Source organism: Paenibacillus sp. FSL H7-0737 (genome assembly GCF_000758545.1).
Taxonomy (GTDB): Bacteria; Bacillota; Bacilli; order Paenibacillales; family Paenibacillaceae; genus Paenibacillus_AQ.
The window spans coordinates 5,349,142-5,368,920 of the sequence record NZ_CP009279.1 but is presented as its reverse complement, the minus strand read 5'-3'; the positions used below and the strand labels follow the sequence as shown (position 1 = coordinate 5,368,920).

The following is a 19,779-nucleotide window of genomic DNA, read 5'->3' as shown; positions in this document are numbered from 1 at the left end:
AAATTCATGTTCGTGTATTACTGGAAAAGTAGCTTTTTTGCTTGAATCTTCAAAAAAATAGCGATATATATAGGTTTATCGCAATTATTTTCGAATAAAGCATGAAAATATATAAAAATTTTAAAGGTTTCCCTATAAATCGACAAAAATTTTATGTGAAATGAGTTACTATTGAACTGCATCTAAAGTTGCAGTGATAAGTAGAGAGGATTTATATAAAAAATTCAAGGAGCCAGAGTCATGCGAGAAAGAATGCTGTTCCTTTCAGCACAGAATCAAAGCGCAGAGGATCTAGAAGGAGAAATGAGAACAGGGAGTATTCTCGAGATTTTGCTAGGGAAATTTGATATTGATTTGCTGACGTATGCCAGTACGCACAAGGATATGTCTACAAATGATGGAACTGCACTAACGGTTCATTACATTAACGGGTGCATTACCTCGTGGAGATCTATGCTGCGTCCCTTACATATATTACGGAATTTCACTAATCGGAGTCATGCGGAGAAAGACATGAAGAGTACCATCATGGAACTTTGTAGATCGAATAATTACAGACATGTATTTATATCGCATAGCTTGTTGGGAAATTGCATTGATATGGTTCGTAATCTGCTTCCTGAGGCCAGTGTTATTACAGATACGTATCGTTTTGAGAGCGGGCTTGCCGTTGGAAAAGAAATTGGGAAGCCGAGCAGCAGTAATCCTTATTATAAACTAAATGAGGCTTTGGTTCGGCGGAATAAGCGGAGACTAATGAATAAAACGGGTGTACTCTTGGCAACCTCGGAATGGGATGCCCTTTCATTCAAATCTCTATCCTTTGCGGATGCCCGTAAAGTTCATGTTGTTCCTCATTTCATAAAAATGAATGAATACGACGCTTTTACTGAGCCTGTTGCAAAAGAAAATTCAATGGTTCTGCACTGGAATATGAACACCAGACAAGGGATTAAGGCTGCTCAAAACTTCTTTAAGAAAAGCTACCCTCTGATTAAAGAGCAAGTGCCTGATATCAAGTGTTACATCACGGGTCATGAGGTTCATACGGATGTGTTGACGCTTGTAAAGGATGATGTATCGGTCATTATCACTGGACCTTTGAAACCGTCTGCTGATTATATACGTCGTGCTAAAGCGGTTCTTGTGCCGATCCTTGAAGGTTGTGAAGTCTCCAGAAACATTCTGGAATCATGGGCACTCAAAACGCCGGTGGTTACTAGTTCTATAGTATGCGAGCGATTGAACTGTGAGCATAACCGTAATATTTTGCTTGCTAATACCTCAGTTGATGTTGTTGCTAGTGTAATAACGTTGTTAAAGAATCCTGAGATGGCAACGATTATTGCTGATCGGGCGCATCGTACATTGTTGAAGGATTACGAAGTGAATTATGTAAAGAATAAGATTCTTAGTCTTGTGTAAAAGGTACACCGGAGAAGGCACTGCCTGCAGTATATGAAAAAAACCGTGAGGACGTTTTAAGGTCCTACGCGGTTTTTTTCATTTTTGTATGATTTTACAGCAGGTTACGGCGCAATTCTTCTGGAGATTTCGGAGACAACATTCCAAGTGGAATATCGAATACTGTACGCGCTCCGCTCTGTCCTTCTTGACTCATACGCTGAGCGGCTCTGGCATAGGCCACGAGAACACTAGCTGTAAATTCTGGATTGCTCTCCAGCTTCAGGCCGAATTCAACAATCTGCTTCGTACCTTCCCCTGTTACACCACTGCGAATAACAAACCCGCCGTGCGGAATTCCGCTATGCTGAGCTGCCAATTCTTCTTCAGTGATGAAAGTAACCGTAGTATCATAATCTGCAAAATAGTTCGGCATATTCACGATTTCTGCACGAATGCGTTCTTGATCTGCCCCTGCTTCAGCTACTACAAAACACTCTCTAAGGTGTTTTTGACGAGTGGTAAGCTCTGGTGTTTCACCAGCGCGAATGGCCTCAATAATCTCTTGTACAGGAACGGTATATTGTACACCAGCTTTAACTCCATCTACTCTGCGGATCGCATCGGAGTGGCCTTGGCTAACGCCTTTGCCCCAGAAGGTGTATTCTTTACCTTGTGGAAGAATAGCTTCAGCGAGCAGACGATTCATTGAGAATAAGCCTGGATCCCAACCAGTAGAAATTACGCTGAGTGTTCCACCTTGTTTAGCTGCGGCGTCAACGGTCTCGTAGAACTCGGGGATTTTGGCATGAGTATCAAAGCTGTCCACGGTATTAAACATCCGGGCAATGGCTGGTGTTTGTTCTGGCAGATCGGTAGCCGATCCTCCGCATAGAATCATAACATCCACTTTACCCTTATATTGTTCGACGGCAGAGATATGTTCGAACTTCACACCGGCTTCTCCGGCTTCCAGTTGTCCAGGTTCTCTGCGCGTAAAGATCGCAACTAGCTCGATATCTTCACTTTGGTTGATAGCCTTACGTACACCTTTTCCTAAATTTCCGTAGCCTACAATAGCTGCTTGAATTTTTTGTTTCAGAAGAAGCCCTCCTAATCAGTAGTGAACTAAAGCATCATTTCTAGCTTACCTAGTATAGTGTACACTTTTAGCTCTTTTTATATAGTATATAAAAGGTACATGTAATGTAAACTGAATCTGCATAATCTTTCATAATTCCTATGGCTTAAAAATAGCATATCTCTCTATTGTCTATCATATATTTACTTATAGATTAGATGAGGTGAGGTGTAACTGTTGAATAACGGAAGAATGACATTCCGATTTGACGTGAACAAGGACGAGCCTAAACCAAAGCCTAAAGTGGTGGAGCGCTGGTCAAATGGCGGATTGGGTACAGCTGAAGAGTACGCTGAGGGACTGCGTCAAGAGGTAGGTCCAGCACAGCAAACATGGCTTTATGAGCCTGATTTTCGTTCCACGCATGAGGCACCACCGGAAGATTCCTATGACTATTACTCGGGTACTGTAGATCCACGCCAGGAAGAATGGGACGAACAGGATAAGGATTTTAGATATACACAGCAATCGTATCTTCTGTCAGATATGGTTTCGGATAGCAGGGATAAATTAGAGAATGTATCCTCTGGCAGTTACGGAGGCTCTTATCATACTCGACGTCCTTCGTATTGGTGGAAATTAGCTCTTTCTGTTACGGGAGCCATCGGCACAGGGGTACTGCTTGGTTATGCTGCACTTTCTTTCTTTTACGGAGGGAATATGGACAGTAGCTCTGGAAATGGGACAGCAGACATTGCGGCTACTTCAGTGCAGTCCAGTGGAGCTAAAGATCCGGCAGGTGTAGGTACATCAGGATTACCAGTGACGGGTACTGAAAATGCAGGGAAGAACACCATCCCAGTTCAAGTAGCTGCGCAAAGCTATTATCTGCTGCAGTACGGAGTATTCAGTACACCTGCAGGCGCTGAAGAGGCTCGTCAGGAGCTGTTAACTGCAGGTTTGGCCGCGGGTATGGATCCTGCCGACGGCAATCGTGTGTATGCTGGAATGTCATCCGACCGTGAACAGGCCAAGCTACTTAGCAGCGGACTAAAGAATCAGGGTATTGAGCTGTATGTGAGAGAGGTGGCACTTCCCGGGGCTGAACAGCTTGTCTATACCGGTAATGCAGAGGAAGTGAAGAACTATTTCTCCGTGAGTGGGCAACTGCTCAGTGAACTAAGCAGTCAATCTGCTTCTTTACTTAGCGCTGGCCAAACTAGTACGACAGCAAATACCCCCGCTATGAGTGATCTCCATCTGCAATGGAGTGAAGCTGTAAAAGTGCTGGAACAAGGCGTATCTCCTGAAGCCAAAAGCATTTGCGCAGCGTTAGAGAAATCAATGAGCCAAGGGATATCAGCCTGGAGTGAATATAACAAGAACAAGGCTCAGGGCCTACTTTGGGAAGTGCAAGAATCGATGCTGAGCTTTTTGACTAGCCAGAAACAGCTGCTAACTGCAATGAATTAACTGATAGATTGTTGACATTAAAGACAGCAAGCCTCCAGATGTGGGGGCTTGCTGTTTTGGCGCGAAAGAGGAAATTATCCCTATATAACTTAAACTATAATTGATACGGAGGATGGTATCGCTCCGCAACTTTTAGTGCAAATGGTGGTAAACATTACCGTAAGGGATTTTACGTTTGTATTGATCACAATTTCACCGTATAATAATTAGGGTGTCAAAAAATGGCGAGGGAAGACTGAGATGAAGAAGAAAAATGTAGGAACACTGCTGTTATTTCTAATTCTAGGCTGGCTGGCTGGAGCCTGGATCGCCAAGCTACTGCAGCCGGTAAAGGCTCTTTCTTTTCTAACAACATCGACTGTGCTTAAGTGGTCTCCGCGAGCCGATTTGGACATCATAACCTATGACATCACTATTCATTTGAAATTGTGCATGCTAAGTCTCGTCGGTATTATTACAGCTGTATGGCTGTACCGAAGACTGTAACTCTCGTTACTGATCAAGAAGGGACGTTTACAACGTGGACAACTCACAACACATTATTTTAGCCTCAGGTTCACCGCGTCGACGAGAGCTTTTGTCTTTACTGGGCTTGCCTTTTGAGGTCATTACCAGCGAAGCTGATGAAAGCACACCACCGGACTTTACGCCGGAGCAAATCGTGCGCAGTTTGGCTCTGCGAAAAGCAGAGGCTGTAGTGGCTGCAGCAGGAGAGCGTAACGCAGTAATTATTGGTAGTGATACGATTGTTGTACTAGATAACACTGTGCTAGGCAAACCGGTGGACGAGCTGGACAGTAAATCGATGCTTACCAGACTTCAGGGCCGGAATCATAAGGTATACACGGGTGTAGCCTGTATTGGACTTCCGCATGGAAAGACTATAGTGGAGCACCGTGTTACTTCCGTAACGATGAGAGCAATGACGGAGAATGAAATTATTGCTTATATAGCTACGGGAGAGCCCGCTGATAAGGCTGGCTCTTATGCGATACAAGGGCTTGGCTCCACCTTGGTGGAACGAATTGAAGGCTGTTATTTCAATGTTGTCGGATTGCCGCTGTCGCTTCTTGGCGAAATGCTGTCCGAGTTCGGTATAACTGTATTGAACCGGTAGGAAGCTTGGGAAAGAGGGATAGGGATGGAGTCGCAATCAGTAATGCTGCGGGACCTCCCCCATGAAGAACGACCAAGAGAGCGCATGATGCATTATGGGGCGGAATCATTAAGTCAAGCGGAGTTGTTAGCCATTCTGCTGCGTACGGGAACACGCCGTGAATCGGCTATTCATATTGCACAGCAGATGCTGGGGAAAATCGGTGGCCTGCGTGGGCTAGTTGACCTTAGCATCGAAGAACTGACCGAAATCAAAGGTATCGGCCCTGCCAAGGCCGTGCAACTAAAAGCAGGCATCGAACTTGGAAGGCGCCTTGCGAACTCCAGGTTTAACATGCCGGTCATTATCCGTTGTCCTGAGGACGCTGCGGAGATACTGACTGAGCAATTGCGTTATCTGCAGAAGGAGCATTTTGTCTGCTTGTTTCTGAATACGAAGAATCATGTGATAGGACAAGAAACGTTGTCTATGGGCAGTCTTAATGCTTCGATTGTTCATCCTCGTGAGGTATTCCGAGCAGCTATAAAATGTAGTAGTGCCTCTATCATATGCGCACATAATCATCCTAGTGGTGATCCAACGCCTAGTCCGGAGGATATCTCCTTGACCTCAAGACTGCTTCAGGCAGGCGAGATTGTCGGGATTGACGTGTTAGATCATCTAATTATCGGTGATAGCAGCTTTGTAAGCTTGAAAGAAAAAGGACACATGTAATATAAATGTGAAGATTTACTTAGGAAAAGGAGAATTAGCATGTTGGGTAGTTTTACGAAAGATTTAGGAATTGACTTGGGGACAGCGAATACGCTTGTCTATGTACGCGGTAAGGGGATCGTTGTAAGAGAGCCTTCCGTTGTAGCCATTAACACTGACACTAAGACGATTGAAGCCGTGGGTGAATCCGCTAAAAAGATGATCGGTCGTACACCGGGAAACATTCGTGCGATCCGTCCGATGAAGGATGGCGTTATCGCTGATTTTGACACAACGGCTACGATGATAAAATATTTTATTCGTCAAGCACAGAAACAACGTTCTATGTTCCAACGTCACCCTAATGTAATGGTCTGCGTACCATCCGGCATTACTGCTGTAGAGCAACGTGCCGTAGAAGATGCTACTAGACAAGCTGGTGCTCGCGAAGCTTACATTATCGAGGAACCTTTTGCTGCAGCGATTGGTGCAGATCTACCGGTATGGGAGCCAACAGGAAGTATGGTTGTTGATATCGGCGGAGGTACTACTGAAGTTGCTGTAATTTCACTCGGCGGTATTGTTACTAGTCGTTCCGTACGTGTTGCGGGTGATGAAGCGGATGAGTCCATCATTCAGTACATCAAACGTCAGTACAATCTGATGATTGGTGAACGTACTTCGGAACAGCTTAAAATGGATGTAGGTTCTGCCTTGCCACTTGAGAAAGCTGAGACTATGGAAATTCGCGGACGCGATCTCGTTACAGGCCTGCCAAAGACGCTTACAATTACTTCTGATGAGATCTGTGAAGCATTGTCCGATACAGTGAGTTCTATTATTGAAGCTGTTAAAGTAACTTTGGAAAAATGTCCACCGGAGCTCGCAGCAGATATTATGGATCGCGGGATTGTCTTGACAGGTGGAGGCGCCTTGCTTCGTAACTTGGATAAACTGCTTGCGCGTGAAACTGGAATGCCAGTTATTGTCGCTGAGAACCCTCTGGATTGTGTAGCGATTGGAACAGGAAAGGCGCTTGATAATATCCATTTGTTCAAGAGTCGCAGCAGTTCCAGTCTTCGCTCTAAGAGATAAGCCTATGTATTGCCACTTGTGTACGTCAACCCCTGTTATGGGAGAAATACTGTTGTTAGAGGGTGTTGAAACTGTTTAAACTCTTAAGCAATAAACGTCTGTTTATTCTGTTGATTACACTGGTGCTGTTCATTGTGGTGATGGGCTTCAGCTTGGCATCAAGGAGTTCCTTGTCCTGGCCGGAGAACTTTCTTAGAGATACTACTGGTTTCGTGCAAAAAATGTTCTACAAGCCCGCTGGATATGTAGCGGGCTTGTTTGAAGATATCGGAAATCTGAAAGATCTTTCTAAGGAAAATGAGCAGCTGAAGATTCTAGCCGCCCAATATGCACGTGATAAAGCGCAATACAATTTCATTCAGGTAGAAAATGAGCAGTTAAAGGAACAGTTGAAGTTCACGAAAGCTCAGGAGGAATTGTATAAATATCAATACCATATTGCGCAGGTGGTTAGTCAGACAACAGAACCAAGCAATAGTACGATTGTAATCGATTTAGGCGCTAAAGATGGCGTTCGACCAAATATGTCTGTGATTTCGGTGGATGGTTTGGTTGGTGTTATTAGTCAAGTCAGCAATTTCACCTCTACGGTGAAGCTGATGACCATGATGGATACGAATGACCCTAATTCTCAGCCGCCAATTGCGGCAACCGCTATTAACAAAGAGGGCAAAACCTTTGGTATGATTGAAAGCTATGATCCGAAGACAAACAAGTTATTGATGAACAAGATCCCGCCAGGTGATCCTATTGCGCCGAAGGATGTTATCGTTTCTTCTGGTATTGGGGGATTGTATCCGCGAGGATTGACCATCGGTACAGTTGAAAGCGTTGAGGTTGGTGAATTTGGATTAACCTCCACAGCAGTGATTAAGCCTTCAGCAGAATTTCAAGACTGGAAGCAGCTGATTGTTGTTTTTACGGAGGAGCGTGCTGAATAGTGAATATGCGCAGATCTGTTCTTGTTCTGTTACTGTTCCTCTTGTTCATTCTGGAGGGAACCATTCTGCCTTGGCTGATTCCAGATGTATGGCAGATGCGAATTATTCCGAATCTTGTGTTCGTTGTGCTATTGTTCGTGGCTGTATATCATCATCGTCATACAGCGCTTATACTGGGCCTAACTTTCGGACTATTACATGATGTCGTTTTTTATGGCAGAATTCTAGGAGCACATTCTTTTGCGATGGGTCTGTCGGCTTATTTAATCGGCCTTCTGTTTCAGATTCCGCGTGCTCCACTGCCTCTTATGATGACTGTGATTCTGCTCGGAAGCTTGCTAGAGGATAGTGTGTTATTTGGTATTTATAGTGTATTCAATCTCAATCAGGAGCCTTATAGCTGGGCTATTTTGAATCATATGCTACCAACGATGCTCTTTCATTTTGCTATTGCTCTGATCCTCTACATACCGTTACGACGCCAGCTTGAGCTGATCAAGAAAGAGAAGAGTACGGAAGAAGCGGCATAAAGAAGCTTCTATTTTCTTTCTTAATAAAGCAGGAATTTAAGGGGCCCGGCACGAATGAATGAGGATAGGGGGCCAGGCATATGACAGTAAAATCCAAGCATGTAAGGATTAAGGGCATCAAGGATGGCCTGATATTCCTGCTAGACGACAAGTGTCCCTTCGAAGATCTTCTGAGCGAGCTTCGCTATAAGCTGGAGCACAGCCATCAAAATATTTTGACTGGACCGATTGTCCATGTAGATATTAAGCTGGGCAATCGTCCCGTAACTGAGGAAGATAAGGAAGCTGTGCTGGAGATTCTGAAGGGACAGGGAAATCTACTGATTCGTTCCATAGAGGCGCTTCCAGTGCCCGGCAGTGAGGATAATGACGCGTTGTTTCTTATGAGCGGGATTCTTCGTTCCGGTCAGGTGCTGCACCATGATGGAAATCTTTTATATCTGGGGGATGTGAACCCAGGAGGAACTATTACCTGTTCAGGCGATATCTATATTCTAGGATCACTTAGAGGTATGGCGCATGCTGGAGTAGATGGAAATGAAGAGGCGATTATCGCTGCTTCATTAATGTCTCCGACACAACTGCGAATTGCTGATATTATCAGTCGTCCTCCCGATGAGTGGGAAACCCGAGAAAGCAGTATGGAGTTTGCATATTTAACGAACGGAGCTATGCAAATCGATAAAATTCATAATTTAGTCAAAGTACGTCAGGATTTAAATGTGTTTAAAGGGGTGTAGCCTCCATGGGAGAAGCGATAGTCGTAACCTCGGGCAAAGGCGGAGTTGGCAAAACAACCACAACAGCCAATATTGGAACCGCACTTGCACTGCAGGGTAAAAAAGTATGTCTCGTCGATACCGACATTGGACTGCGTAATCTGGATGTAGTAATGGGGCTTGAGAATCGTATTATTTATGATCTTGTGGATGTAGCGGAGGGTCGTTGTCGCCTAAATCAAGCACTCGTTAAAGACAAACGCTTTGATGAGTTGTATATGTTGCCCGCAGCTCAAACGAAGGATAAAACGTCCGTCACTCCTGAACAAGTAAAAGATATTATTCTCGAACTGAAGAAGGAATATGAATATATTTTGATTGATTGTCCAGCAGGGATTGAACATGGCTTCCGCAATGCGATTGCCGGTGCGGATAAAGCGATCGTGGTTACCACACCAGAGCATGCTGCTGTGCGGGATGCGGATCGTATTATCGGACTGCTTGAGCAGTCACATGTGGAATCGCCAAAGCTGGTGGTAAATCGTATTCGCCCAGGTCTTGTGAAGTCTGGGGATATGCTTGATATTGAGGATATTTTACAGGTGTTGAATATTGATCTTATCGGAATTGTTCCGGATGATGAACTGGTCATTAAGGCCGCAAATAGTGGAGAGCCTACAGTTATGAATCCCGATTCGTCAGCAGCTATTGCCTACCGCAATATTGCTCGTAGAATTTTAGGTGATGCTGTGCCGCTAATGCAGCTTGATCGGAAACCGGGAGCATTTAAGAAGTTCAAGAAATTTTTCGGTATGGCTTAATTCTGCACCAAGCAATCTTACTATAGAAGCATTAACGGTCCCACCACTAGAGAAATCTATGGGTGGGATTTATTTATTTAGTGGTATTTAAGTGCTCCACCTTGGGTGGGCTTGTTCTAAAGAGACTTCCGTGCTTCATAAAATGGAAGTAAAACAAGCCCGTCCGGAGGGATAAACATGGATCTCAAATCAGATATCAAAAATCGCCGCAAGGAGCGTATTCGTAGTTTGCTGGAGGAAATCCCGAATATAGAAACAGCAGAGGTGCCTCCGTTATTCGTTATGCCCGAAAAGAGTACGAGCTTCAAGGAGTGGGGTACGGGGTTTAAGAAAAATGAGGAGCAATCATCTATAGAGCCTGATCCGGAAGTGATGTGGAAAGAGAGACGGGGTGGCTGGGAGGAACCAGGAGGAGGAGGTTCTAAATTTTCTTCCGGTTTTATTCGACGGGTTATAGCCAGTGTGCTTGTGTTTGGAGCGGTGTGGGGAGTTTTTACAGTTCACCAGCCATGGTCCTATAAAGTCCAAGCCTTTATTAGTGATGCCTTGAGTAATGACATGGATTTCACAGCAGTGCGGGTCTGGTATGAGGAGAATTTTAATGGTGCACCGGCGTTCATACCGATATTTGGTGACAAAGACGAACCTGCTCAAAAGGCAGCAGCTCAACATGAGCTTAGTGCTCCGGTAGCTGGAAGCATTGTGGAGCCCTTTGCTTCCACGCTAAAAGGTGTAGAAATTATGCCTCAAATCGATTCAACCTCAAATGTGACGGTGAAGAGTATAGACATGGGACGTGTTCTTTCCATTTCCAAAGAATTGGACGGTGGCATTCGAATTGCAGTTCAACATTCTGGAGGAATCACAGCAGAATACGGACATTTAAATGGCACTAAGCTGGAGATTGATGACTGGATTCAGAGTGGAGATGAACTCGGGTGGATGCTGGAGAAAGAGGGCTCCTCAGCTCCAACGCTATTCTTTGCAGTGATGAAAGACAAGACTTATATTGATCCTACAGAAGTGGTATCGTTTGATTAGGATCTTAGGGATCGATCTGTCACTACATCCATTGTTCGTAATCATTATGTTGTTCTCTGTACTCACAGGACAATTTCTGGAGTTGCTAACTTTATTTACGATCGTCCTCATTCATGAAATGGGACATGTGGTGGCTGCCCTTTTAGTTGGTGTTACAGTCAAATCGGTTCAGCTTCTTCCGTTTGGCGGAGTTGCGGTTATTGAGGATCATGGGCGGCTCACCGCTAGTCGTGAGATTGGTATTGCACTTGCCGGTCCGCTGCAAAATGGCATCATGATTGTTATGGCTCTTGGGCTTCAGCAAGCAGGTTATGGTAATCAGGAATTTTTAGTCTATTTTATAAATGCTAATGCCATCATTGCGCTCTTTAATCTTTTGCCTGTTCTGCCACTTGACGGAGGCAAAGTACTTCAGGCTACAGTTAGTTTATTTCTTCCTTATTACTATACTTTGCTATGGAGCGGACGAGTGAGCGTTGCTGCAAGCATTTTTGTGATTGTTTATGCGCTATTGCCTCTTGGAGCAGGTGGAGGCTTGAGGCTGAACATGGTTATGATCGGTGCTTTTTTATTGTATTCAAATCTCACGGATCATCGGAATTTACCGTACCGATTTGTTGCATTTTTGATGAATAGGGAGGCGGTTTATGAGTATCATTTGCGGACAGGAAGTGTGGCTCGTCCAATTGTTGCCTTATCTGCGAAACCTTTAGATGCTATATTGCGTCTATTTAAACGTAATCAATATCATTTTATCTATGTATTAAACGGCGAAGGAAATGTTGTTGCTGTTGTGCCGGAACAGCGCTTAATATCTACCTACTTCGGAATGTAGTGTATTTATGCAGAGCGTGAGAAGGGATGAATGAATGAACGAAACCAGAGGTGAAGCCATGAAACAGATGATCGTTCACTGCACGCAGCACATTACCCGAATGGCTCTTCTGGAGAACGGAAGGCTTGTGGAGTACGCGGCTGAACGCGATCAGCAACAAGGGCTGGTCGGAAGTTATTATAAAGGCCGTGTGATTAACGTACTTCCAGGTATGCAGGCTGCTTTTGTTGACATTGGACAGAAGAAGAATGCTTTTTTATATGTTGATGATGTATTGCACCCTCATTTGGATAGACAGCCGGATGTGAAGCCTTCTATCGAGACGCTTTTGCAGCCGGGTCAGGATATTGTTGTACAAGTAAGAAAAGAGCCTAGTGGCGGCAAAGGTGCGCGTGTAACGACCCATTATACATTGCCCGGTCGTTGGATGGTGTACATGCCTTTTGCCGATTATGTTGGGGTATCCAAAAAAATAAGTCGCGATGCAGAACGTAGCCGGCTCAAAGGAATTGGTGAACGTCTGCGAATGAAAGAAGAGGGGGTTATTATGCGGACCGTCTCTCAGGATGAGCCGCATGAAGCAGTGGAGGGTGATCTTTCATTTTTACGTGCGCAATGGGATAACATTACACGTCGGGCACAAACTGCAGAAGCCCCAGCTCTACTTCATCGTGATCTTAGTATTGTTCAGCGCTTTATAAGAGATGCTTTTAATCCACAGCGTGATCAGTTGATTATAGATTCTCCAGTTGCAGTTAAAGAAGCCAAGGCATTTCTGGATGACATGGCACCTGATGGGTACAAGCCTGTGAGTTTATATAATGGACCGGAGTCCATTTTTACAGCTTATGGGGTTCAGGAACAGCTGCACAAGAGCTTCAGTCGCAAGATCACGCTGGAGGGCGGAGCGACAATGATCTGGGATGAGACGGAGGCGCTCACCGTTATTGACGTGAACACCGCGCAATACATTGGAGGAGCATCCCTTGAAGAGACGGTGACGAATACTAATTTGCTTGCAGCAGAGGAGATTGGTCGTCTGATCCGTTTGCGAGATACGGGCGGAATTATTATTGTTGATTTTATTGATATGGAAGAAGAGATACACCGTAAAATGGTTACCGAGCGGCTGGAGAAAGTGATCTGCAAGGATCGAACCAAAACCCATATTCTCGGTTGGACAAGACTTGGACTCCTCGAGATGACCCGGAAGAAGGCAAGACATGATTCAGCCAGCTTCGCACCTATCCTTTGTCAGTGCTGCGGAGGGACTGGGAAAGTTGGAGAATGGATGGAATGAGTTGACGATGGGCGATAAGTATGATAATATCTTCAAGTATGTGTTTGATTGATTCGGTCCTGCACATGCTGTAACCGCTCCGATCGGGTACATAAGTGCAGTTCCCACGGGAATCTGCCACCTAGACTAGGCGAGTCTGAGACATGAGGAGGTGCAAGTAAAATGTATGCAATTATCGAAACTGGCGGTAAACAATACAAAGTCCAAGAGGGCGATGTTTTGTTCATTGAGAAGTTGGAAGCTGAAGACGGCGCAAGTGTAACTTTTGACCGTGTATTGGCTGTTTCTAACGAAGGTGGTCTGACTGCAGGAACTCCGCTCGTAAGCGGCGCGTCTGTAACAGCTAAAGTCGAGAAACATGGTAAAGGCGCTAAGGTTGTAGTTTACAAATACAAACCTAAGAAGAACTACCACAAGAAACAAGGCCATCGTCAACCGTACACGAAAGTAACTATCGAGAAGATTCAAGCGTAAGAAGGTGCGTGAATGATTAACGTACGGATTACACGATCTTCGGATCTAGGAACTATCGTTGGCTTTGAGGTAAAAGGGCACGCGGGTTATGCAAAGCGTGGCGAAGATATCGTATGTGCCGGTGTTTCGGCCGTAACGGTTGGAACCGTCAATTCGATTGAGACTTTGACCGGAATCTCCATGGATACATCCATGAAGAACGGATTCCTAAGTGGAACATTAGGTTCCATTGATGATTTCGATACTTCCGCGAAGGTGCAATTGCTGCTTGAATCCATGGTCGTGATGCTAAATGATATCGCAGAATCATACGGAAAGTATCTTCAAATAGAGCAAGTAAATATTTAAAGAAGGAGGTTGACAACATGTTGAAATTGAATCTTCAATTGTTCGCATCGAAAAAAGGTGTAGGTTCCACAAAAAACGGACGGGATTCCCATTCCAAACGTCTTGGCGTGAAACGTGCTGACGGTCAAGCAGTAACCGGCGGTAACATCTTGGTTCGTCAACGCGGAACAAAAATTCATCCAGGCACTAACGTAGGCATCGGTAAAGATGATACGTTGTTCGCATTGGTGGATGGCGTAGTGAAGTTCGAACGTTGGGGCCGCGATCGCAAAAAAGTGAGCGTATACCCAGTTGATGTCGCTCCGGTAGCAGCGGCACTGGAAGCGTAAGCTTACGGAACCATATTTGCATGTAGAAGCCTCCGGCATGAGTGCCGGAGGCTTTTTTGTAGAATATTCAGAAGCGTTTGTGGATACCTCTTTGAGCACTTTAGAAATGTATACCTTCAGAGTTTTAAGAAAACATAAACATCCTTAGACATATGTGAAATCTCACGGTTATCTCTGGTGAACTACAGGGAACTGCTGTGTTATACTAGGAAATGGTAATTGATGAGGGTAATAATCTAAACGAAGTCATGAATTTTGCGAACTGAGGGACGGGGAGAAAGAATGAAATCCTGGAAAAGTGCAATCTGGGCAGTCATGTTATCCGTAATGCTTCCTTTAGGACTCGTGTATTGGCATACCTCCCTTTTGACGTGTCTGTTGCTTGGAATTTGGGTAGCAGCAACGGTTGCTTTCAATTTGATTTGGAATCAGCGTCATTGGGAACGGGAACTCCGTATACAAGAGAACACTCTGCAACAGGCGGCGATTCGGACACTGAATCATCATCGTCATGATTGGATGAATGATTTGCAGATTCTTTACGGATATATTCAGCTTGGAAAGCCTGATAAATCCGTGGAGTGTGTGGAAAGAATAAAGGAACGCATAGCGCTTGATAGTCGTATCGCTAAGCTGGGCATTCCTTCATTGGTCTTCTATATCCAATCTTTCCGAACTTACCGGACTAGTCTGGAACTGGAAGTTCAAGTGGAGGAAGGATTGCAACTGGAGGAGAAGCTAAACCGGGAAGCAGGAGATGAGCTGACTTCAGTGATCATGCAGACCGTACGAGCTTATCAATATAACGGACTGGCTCCTCAGGGTGAAACGCGCAAGCTGCGTCTTGGCTTTATTCAGGATGGAGGAGACATTCTTATCTCCTTCGAAGGTGAGGGAGAGCATGGCAATCCCGAGCAGCTCAAAGGGCAAATTTATAATATAGTACAAGGGAAAATCATGAAAGCGGAGCAGTTTAAGCCCAGCAAGGCTTATGTAGAGCTGCGTTTGCCGCTTGAAATGTGAGGAAGGTGAACATTAATGTTCGTAGATAAAGCTAAGATTTATGTTAAGGGCGGAGACGGCGGGGATGGTATCGTTGCGTTTCGCCGGGAAAAGTATGTACCGGATGGTGGTCCAGCAGGTGGTGACGGTGGCCGTGGTGGCGACGTTATCTTCCGCGTAGATGAGGGCTTGCGTACGCTGATGGATTTCCGTTATCAACGCCATTTTAAAGCGGACAAAGGGATTAAAGGACGTAACAGAAGTCAGCATGGGGCGAACGCTGATCATATGATCGTGCGGATTCCACCTGGAACCATGTTAATTGACGATGATACTCAAGAGATCATCGCCGATTTGACTCGTCATGGTCAGCAAGTTGTTGTTGCCCGTGGGGGTCGTGGGGGTCGTGGGAATGCTCGTTTTGCAACAGCAGCTAATAAGGCTCCAGAGCTAGCAGAGAACGGCGAAGAAGGTCAAGAGCGGTATATTGTTATGGAACTTAAGGTTATGGCTGATGTGGGACTTGTAGGCTTCCCGAGTGTGGGCAAATCTACGCTACTGTCGGTCGTATCCGCAGCTCAACCAAAGATTGGTGCATACCATTTCACTACGATTACACCGAACTTAGGTGTAGTAGATGTTGGGGATGGACGAAGCTTTGTAATGGCGGATCTGCCAGGATTAATTGAGGGAGCTAGTGAAGGCATAGGGCTTGGTCATGAATTCCTGCGTCACGTTGAACGTACACGGATCATTATTCACGTAGTGGATATGTCTGGTTCAGAGGGGCGTGATCCCTTCGAGGATTGGGTTCTCATTAATGACGAGCTGAAGCAATATAATGCGGCTCTAATTGATCGTCCTCAAATCGTGGCCGCGAATAAAATGGATATGCCAGAGTCAGAGGAGAATCTCATCGCTTTCCGAGAACGCGTAGCTGAGCTGCGTCCGGATCTTGAGGTTATGCCAATCTCCTCGCTTACCCGTCAGGGTGTTCAGGAACTGTTATATCGTGCAACGGATATTCTTGATAGTATTCCGGTGGCACCGGTAGTTGAAGAAGTATCAGGAACAACTGAACGTAAGGTTTATAAGCTAGAAGCGGAAGATAATAACTCGTTCACCATTACACGTGATAATGAAACATATGTGGTCAACAGCCCTCGTATCGAGAAAATGTTGAAACGTATGCAGCTTAGCACACATGATGCGATTCTAAAGCTCGCCCGGACATTGCGGCATATGGGTGTAGATGCAGAGCTTCGTAAACGTGGAGCTGTAGAGGGAACTATTGTCCGTATTGGTGAGTTCGAATTCGAGTTCGTAGAGAATAGCAGCTACTATTAATATTTAGCTGATTACAAAGCGCGACTTGTGTTCTCCTGTAGAGGAAGACACAAGCCGCGCTTTTTTTTAAATATAAGAAAGTATAAGTTTCACACCATACTATGTGTTTTATATTTCTCGCTTAAACGCTTACCGTCCTTATAAGGACGGCAAAGTCGTTTATACTTGTTTCCATATCGAGTATATTTTTTTCGTGAAAAGAACCCAAATCACGATATATATCGTATACAATTAATATCGAAATACACAATTTCCCATCCGGGAACGCATACGTTATTCATATATCATAGATGATGAAAGAGGGAATAGCAGATGGCAATTATAGAAGTGGTGAAGTACGACGGTCCTCCGGGGATTTTCGCATGGAAATATCCTAACCAAGAGCTAGGGACATGGACGCAGCTAATCGTTAATGAATCTCAGGAAGCGATCCTATTCAAGGGCGGACAAGCGCTTGATTCCTTTACGGCAGGGCGGCACACCCTGAGCACCGCCAATATTCCTATTTTATCTAATATCGTCAATCTTCCTTTCGGTGGGAAGTCGCCGTTCACAGCAGAAGTATGGTATGTGAACAAGACCAATTCGATGAATGTTAAATGGGGAACCAGCGCACCTTTACAACTCCAGGATCCTAAATACAAAATTATGATTTCTGTTCGTTCCTTCGGACAGTTTGGTGTAAAGGTTGATAATCCGCGCAAATTTTTGTTGCAGCTTGTTGGAACGCTTCCTCAGTTTGATCACGATACGCTCGTGAATTATTTCCGCGGCTTGCTTATGTCAAATATAAATGAACTGATCTCATCCTACCTTGTACATAAGCAAATCAGTATACTGGAGATTAATGCCTATGTTGCAGAGATCTCAAAGCATATCCAGGGGCGGCTAGCATCAACTTTTCTGGATAATGGACTTGAGCTGAATAATTTCTATATTGATTCCATTAATATTCCTGATGATGATCCGGCAACGATTCGATTAAAGGAAGCTTTAGCTAAAAAAGCAGAAATGGATATTATCGGCTTCAACTATCAGCAGGAGCGTGGCTTTAACACGATGGAAAAAGCAGCAGGTAATCCTGGTAATCTTGGAGTAGGCATGATGAACACCGGGATGGGGCTTGGACTTGGTATGGGATTCGCTGGACCGGCTATGGATATGGTGAATCGTATGACCCGAGGGATGAGTTTTGATTCAGGGACTACAGTTGTGCGCCAAGAGCGCTCCTGTTCGAAGTGTGGGGTTATGAATTCTGTTGAGGGAAGGTTCTGTAGTGGCTGTGGGCATGCTCTGGAGAGCATTCAGCAAAGCGCATCGTCCGGAAACAAGATCAATTGTTTGGAATGTGGACATGAATTGAAAGCAGGAGCCAAGTTCTGTCCTGGTTGTGGCAATCCTTATCGTGCTTGTCCAACCTGTGGAGCAGATAATCCTGAGGGTGCATCTTCCTGTGTCTCTTGTGGAAAAGAAATGCCTAAAGCCTGTGGTAAATGTGGAGAAATGGTATCACCAGGGGTGAAATTCTGTCCTCACTGTGGAGATAGCTTGGTTATTAAATGCGGAGGTTGTGGGCATGAGCTGAAGCCTGGACAGAAATTTTGTGCAGAGTGTGGAACAAAAGCAGGCTGAAGGAGGACGTTATGAACAAGGGCAAAAGCTATATTCGTATCATCACCATTATTTATGTGGCTGCTATAATACTAACGGTGTTCTCCTTTATAGGGTTAGGCTTCTCTGAATCACTATTTCGATTCGTGATTTCGCTAGTCGCTGTTCTGCTGGCGGAGAGTGTGGTGTATGGCTATTGTATTTTTTGGCTCCGTACTGCAGGTAGTGTGCAGCGGACCTCACCGGTTCTTCTCAGCGGTGCATTCATCACGGGGATTTATGCGGTTGGAGTATTCGCATCGGCTATTGTCTTCGATTGGCTAATGGAGTTATCCCCTCTGTGGTATGCTGCCGTTCAATTGCTGATTCTTTTGATTGGTGGAATCACACTGGCTGTGATCGGGATTTATGGATGGAATGCCGGAACAGAAGAACAGCAAATGCAGAGGTCCTTGCAAGCTTTTCGGCAGCATCAGAGTGAAATAAACGAGATCAGTACGCTGGCAAGCAGCTGGAAGAATCCTGAAACTGAACAGCTTGTAAAAGTGCTCAATAAGTTACGAGATCAATTCAAGTTCAGTGATCCTGTATCAGATCCATCTTTATATGCTACTGAGGATATCATGCATCAGCAGATCTCCCTGTTGCATGATCATGTGAAGCTTCTGCTCATGACAAATGAGCCACATGAGAACTGGCAAGCTGAAATCAACGAAATGGCCGACAGTATTAAAGCTACACTAGAGCGGCGAAATCGGGAATTAGCGGCACTTAAATAGGAGGAAATAATTACATGAACAGATTGAACATACAAGAGCCGTCACCGACCCCAGCGGGGAGTGCAGCGGTTCCTCTGATTAAATTAGACCGGACTGGGTTTGATTACGTCATTCTTGCGGCAGCTTATCTATTCACACCCATTGGACTCGTTCTTGCATTGTTACGTTTGATGCTAACTCATTATAAAAATCATCGGAGACCCACCAATCTAAATCTGATCATGCATGTATTTATCGGAGGATTTGTTGAACTCTCTATTGCAATGTTTGTGGATACCATGAGTGGAAACACTGGAACTTCCGAATTATTAACGATCCAGATTTTCCTTGCAGTCATATTTTTGATTCCGGCACTTATTCTTGCGAGTGTGACAGCAAAAGCTAAATATACACTTTCTAAGCTTAACACTTCTTATATAGAGCTGATTCAAAATAAAAATATCCGATATGTCGGCAGTATATCTGAACGGATAGGCCAAAGCGAAAGCGATGTACGGAGAGATGTCCAGTATCTCAAGAATAAAGGATTACTGGATATTGATATCGTACTTTCCGAGGGGCGCCAGACGCCAGATCCATCCATGGCAGCGCCTAATCTTGTTCATTCTGGAAGGACATCAGGCTTCGGAGCTCAAGCTTCGGGTCAGCAGATTCATACTCAACCTCAGTCCTCACCTCAGCTACCTAAGTCCATCCGTTGTCCGGGCTGCGGAGCACAGAACACGGTTCAGCCTAGTCAGTCTAAGAGCTGTGAATACTGTGGCACGATGATATCGTACAGTTAATGCCAAGGTTCTCCCTGAGCATTGTAGATATAACTTAACTAGGGGAGATAAAAG

At 44.9% G+C, this 19,779-nt stretch carries 22 protein-coding genes and 1 other annotated feature; of the genes, 21 read left to right on the top strand and 1 reads right to left on the bottom strand.

All coding sequences use genetic code 11. The annotated features are described in order from the left end of the window. The first annotated feature begins 240 nt into the window (after window positions 1-240). The gene (locus tag H70737_RS23535) at window positions 241-1,425 is read left to right on the top strand and encodes a glycosyltransferase (protein WP_042191185.1); all 1,185 of its coding nucleotides are present in this window, start codon (window positions 241-243) and stop codon (window positions 1,423-1,425) included. A gap of 94 nt (window positions 1,426-1,519) precedes the next feature. Here the strand turns inward: H70737_RS23535 and H70737_RS23530 are convergent, their stop codons facing one another. Beyond that, window positions 1,520-2,506: a diaminopimelate dehydrogenase gene (locus H70737_RS23530; RefSeq protein ID WP_042191182.1), complete on the bottom strand. Its 987-nt coding sequence runs from the start codon at window positions 2,504-2,506 to the stop codon at window positions 1,520-1,522. A 216-nt stretch (window positions 2,507-2,722) separates the two neighbouring features. Between H70737_RS23530 and H70737_RS23525 the strand changes: the two genes are divergently transcribed. The 20 genes from H70737_RS23525 (at window position 2,723) to H70737_RS23430 (ending at window position 19,725) form a co-directional block, all read left to right on the top strand. Beyond that, window positions 2,723-3,958, top strand: a complete 1,236-nt coding sequence (locus H70737_RS23525; RefSeq protein WP_052404396.1) for an SPOR domain-containing protein — start codon at window positions 2,723-2,725, stop codon at window positions 3,956-3,958. Between the two features lie 240 nt (window positions 3,959-4,198). Then, complete coding sequence (locus H70737_RS23520) at window positions 4,199-4,444, top strand: DUF4321 domain-containing protein (RefSeq protein WP_042191180.1); 246 nt, start codon at window positions 4,199-4,201, stop codon at window positions 4,442-4,444. A gap of 34 nt (window positions 4,445-4,478) precedes the next feature. After that, window positions 4,479-5,075: a Maf family protein gene (locus H70737_RS23515; protein WP_042191178.1), complete on the top strand. Its 597-nt coding sequence runs from the start codon at window positions 4,479-4,481 to the stop codon at window positions 5,073-5,075. A gap of 24 nt (window positions 5,076-5,099) precedes the next feature. After that, a complete protein-coding gene (gene radC / locus H70737_RS23510) occupies window positions 5,100-5,789 on the top strand; it encodes a RadC family protein (protein ID WP_042191176.1) in 690 nt (229 codons plus the stop codon). 39 nt (window positions 5,790-5,828) lie between these two features. Then, window positions 5,829-6,863 carry a rod shape-determining protein gene (locus tag H70737_RS23505; protein WP_042191174.1) on the top strand — a complete coding sequence of 345 codons (1,035 nt, stop codon included), beginning with the start codon at window positions 5,829-5,831 and terminating at the stop codon, window positions 6,861-6,863. 62 nt (window positions 6,864-6,925) lie between these two features. Then, entirely contained in the window at window positions 6,926-7,804 is an 879-nt protein-coding gene (gene mreC, locus H70737_RS23500) for a rod shape-determining protein MreC (protein WP_042191173.1), read from the top strand. Beyond that, the gene (gene mreD / locus H70737_RS23495) at window positions 7,804-8,334 is read left to right on the top strand and encodes a rod shape-determining protein MreD (RefSeq protein WP_081383060.1); all 531 of its coding nucleotides are present in this window, start codon (window positions 7,804-7,806) and stop codon (window positions 8,332-8,334) included. Before mreC ends, mreD begins: the two co-directional genes overlap by 1 nt. A gap of 80 nt (window positions 8,335-8,414) precedes the next feature. Further along, window positions 8,415-9,074 (top strand): septum site-determining protein MinC, encoded by a 660-nt coding sequence (gene minC, locus H70737_RS23490; RefSeq protein WP_042191171.1) that lies wholly within the window; start codon window positions 8,415-8,417, stop codon window positions 9,072-9,074. A gap of 5 nt (window positions 9,075-9,079) precedes the next feature. Continuing rightward, the gene (gene minD, locus H70737_RS23485) at window positions 9,080-9,874 is read left to right on the top strand and encodes a septum site-determining protein MinD (RefSeq protein WP_042130573.1); all 795 of its coding nucleotides are present in this window, start codon (window positions 9,080-9,082) and stop codon (window positions 9,872-9,874) included. A 177-nt stretch (window positions 9,875-10,051) separates the two neighbouring features. Then, a complete protein-coding gene (locus H70737_RS23480) occupies window positions 10,052-10,915 on the top strand; it encodes a M23 family metallopeptidase (RefSeq protein WP_042191169.1) in 864 nt (287 codons plus the stop codon). Next, the gene (locus H70737_RS23475) at window positions 10,908-11,750 is read left to right on the top strand and encodes a M50 family metallopeptidase (RefSeq protein ID WP_042191168.1); all 843 of its coding nucleotides are present in this window, start codon (window positions 10,908-10,910) and stop codon (window positions 11,748-11,750) included. The genes H70737_RS23480 and H70737_RS23475 overlap by 8 nt, the downstream gene beginning before the upstream one ends. Before the next feature lie 58 nt (window positions 11,751-11,808). Further along, entirely contained in the window at window positions 11,809-13,050 is a 1,242-nt protein-coding gene (locus H70737_RS23470) for an Rne/Rng family ribonuclease (RefSeq protein ID WP_042194404.1), read from the top strand. 62 nt (window positions 13,051-13,112) lie between these two features. Continuing rightward, window positions 13,113-13,198: a sequence feature (ribosomal protein L21 leader region), on the top strand. Window positions 13,199-13,212: 14 nt separating this feature from the next. Further along, window positions 13,213-13,524: a 50S ribosomal protein L21 gene (rplU, locus tag H70737_RS23465; RefSeq protein ID WP_042130566.1), complete on the top strand. Its 312-nt coding sequence runs from the start codon at window positions 13,213-13,215 to the stop codon at window positions 13,522-13,524. 12 nt (window positions 13,525-13,536) lie between these two features. Further along, the gene (locus H70737_RS23460) at window positions 13,537-13,872 is read left to right on the top strand and encodes a ribosomal-processing cysteine protease Prp (protein WP_042191166.1); all 336 of its coding nucleotides are present in this window, start codon (window positions 13,537-13,539) and stop codon (window positions 13,870-13,872) included. Window positions 13,873-13,889: 17 nt separating this feature from the next. Next, on the top strand, window positions 13,890-14,201 hold the full coding sequence (gene rpmA / locus H70737_RS23455; protein ID WP_042130564.1) for a 50S ribosomal protein L27: 312 nt from the start codon (window positions 13,890-13,892) through the stop codon (window positions 14,199-14,201). A 282-nt stretch (window positions 14,202-14,483) separates the two neighbouring features. Then, window positions 14,484-15,224, top strand: a complete 741-nt coding sequence (locus H70737_RS30465; RefSeq protein ID WP_042191164.1) for a Spo0B domain-containing protein — start codon at window positions 14,484-14,486, stop codon at window positions 15,222-15,224. Between the two features lie 15 nt (window positions 15,225-15,239). Further along, entirely contained in the window at window positions 15,240-16,550 is a 1,311-nt protein-coding gene (gene obgE, locus H70737_RS23445) for a GTPase ObgE (protein WP_042191162.1), read from the top strand. A gap of 312 nt (window positions 16,551-16,862) precedes the next feature. Next, window positions 16,863-18,182: an SPFH domain-containing protein gene (locus tag H70737_RS23440; RefSeq protein WP_042191160.1), complete on the top strand. Its 1,320-nt coding sequence runs from the start codon at window positions 16,863-16,865 to the stop codon at window positions 18,180-18,182. 11 nt (window positions 18,183-18,193) lie between these two features. Next, a complete protein-coding gene (locus H70737_RS23435) occupies window positions 18,194-18,940 on the top strand; it encodes a hypothetical protein (protein ID WP_042191158.1) in 747 nt (248 codons plus the stop codon). 14 nt (window positions 18,941-18,954) lie between these two features. Next, complete coding sequence (locus H70737_RS23430; protein ID WP_042191156.1) at window positions 18,955-19,725, top strand: helix-turn-helix domain-containing protein; 771 nt, start codon at window positions 18,955-18,957, stop codon at window positions 19,723-19,725. The last annotated feature ends 54 nt before the right edge of the window (window positions 19,726-19,779 follow it).

Excerpts from the sequence above, each read along its gene's own strand:
- obgE (WP_042191162.1), top strand. The coding sequence starts at position 15,240 with ATGTTCGTAGATAAAGCTAAGATTTATGTTAAGGGCGGAGACGGCGGG.
- radC (WP_042191176.1), top strand. The coding sequence starts at position 5,100 with ATGGAGTCGCAATCAGTAATGCTGCGGGACCTCCCCCATGAAGAACGA.
- minC (WP_042191171.1), top strand. The coding sequence starts at position 8,415 with ATGACAGTAAAATCCAAGCATGTAAGGATTAAGGGCATCAAGGATGGC.
- H70737_RS23430 (WP_042191156.1), top strand. The coding sequence starts at position 18,955 with ATGAACAGATTGAACATACAAGAGCCGTCACCGACCCCAGCGGGGAGT.
- H70737_RS30465 (WP_042191164.1), top strand. The coding sequence starts at position 14,484 with ATGAAATCCTGGAAAAGTGCAATCTGGGCAGTCATGTTATCCGTAATG.
- rpmA (WP_042130564.1), top strand. The coding sequence starts at position 13,890 with ATGTTGAAATTGAATCTTCAATTGTTCGCATCGAAAAAAGGTGTAGGT.
- H70737_RS23535 (WP_042191185.1), top strand. The coding sequence starts at position 241 with ATGCGAGAAAGAATGCTGTTCCTTTCAGCACAGAATCAAAGCGCAGAG.
- H70737_RS23460 (WP_042191166.1), top strand. The coding sequence starts at position 13,537 with ATGATTAACGTACGGATTACACGATCTTCGGATCTAGGAACTATCGTT.
- rplU (WP_042130566.1), top strand. The coding sequence starts at position 13,213 with ATGTATGCAATTATCGAAACTGGCGGTAAACAATACAAAGTCCAAGAG.
- H70737_RS23435 (WP_042191158.1), top strand. The coding sequence starts at position 18,194 with ATGAACAAGGGCAAAAGCTATATTCGTATCATCACCATTATTTATGTG.
- H70737_RS23505 (WP_042191174.1), top strand. The coding sequence starts at position 5,829 with ATGTTGGGTAGTTTTACGAAAGATTTAGGAATTGACTTGGGGACAGCG.
- H70737_RS23440 (WP_042191160.1), top strand. The coding sequence starts at position 16,863 with ATGGCAATTATAGAAGTGGTGAAGTACGACGGTCCTCCGGGGATTTTC.
- H70737_RS23470 (WP_042194404.1), top strand. The coding sequence starts at position 11,809 with ATGAAACAGATGATCGTTCACTGCACGCAGCACATTACCCGAATGGCT.
- minD (WP_042130573.1), top strand. The coding sequence starts at position 9,080 with ATGGGAGAAGCGATAGTCGTAACCTCGGGCAAAGGCGGAGTTGGCAAA.
- H70737_RS23520 (WP_042191180.1), top strand. The coding sequence starts at position 4,199 with ATGAAGAAGAAAAATGTAGGAACACTGCTGTTATTTCTAATTCTAGGC.
- H70737_RS23480 (WP_042191169.1), top strand. The coding sequence starts at position 10,052 with ATGGATCTCAAATCAGATATCAAAAATCGCCGCAAGGAGCGTATTCGT.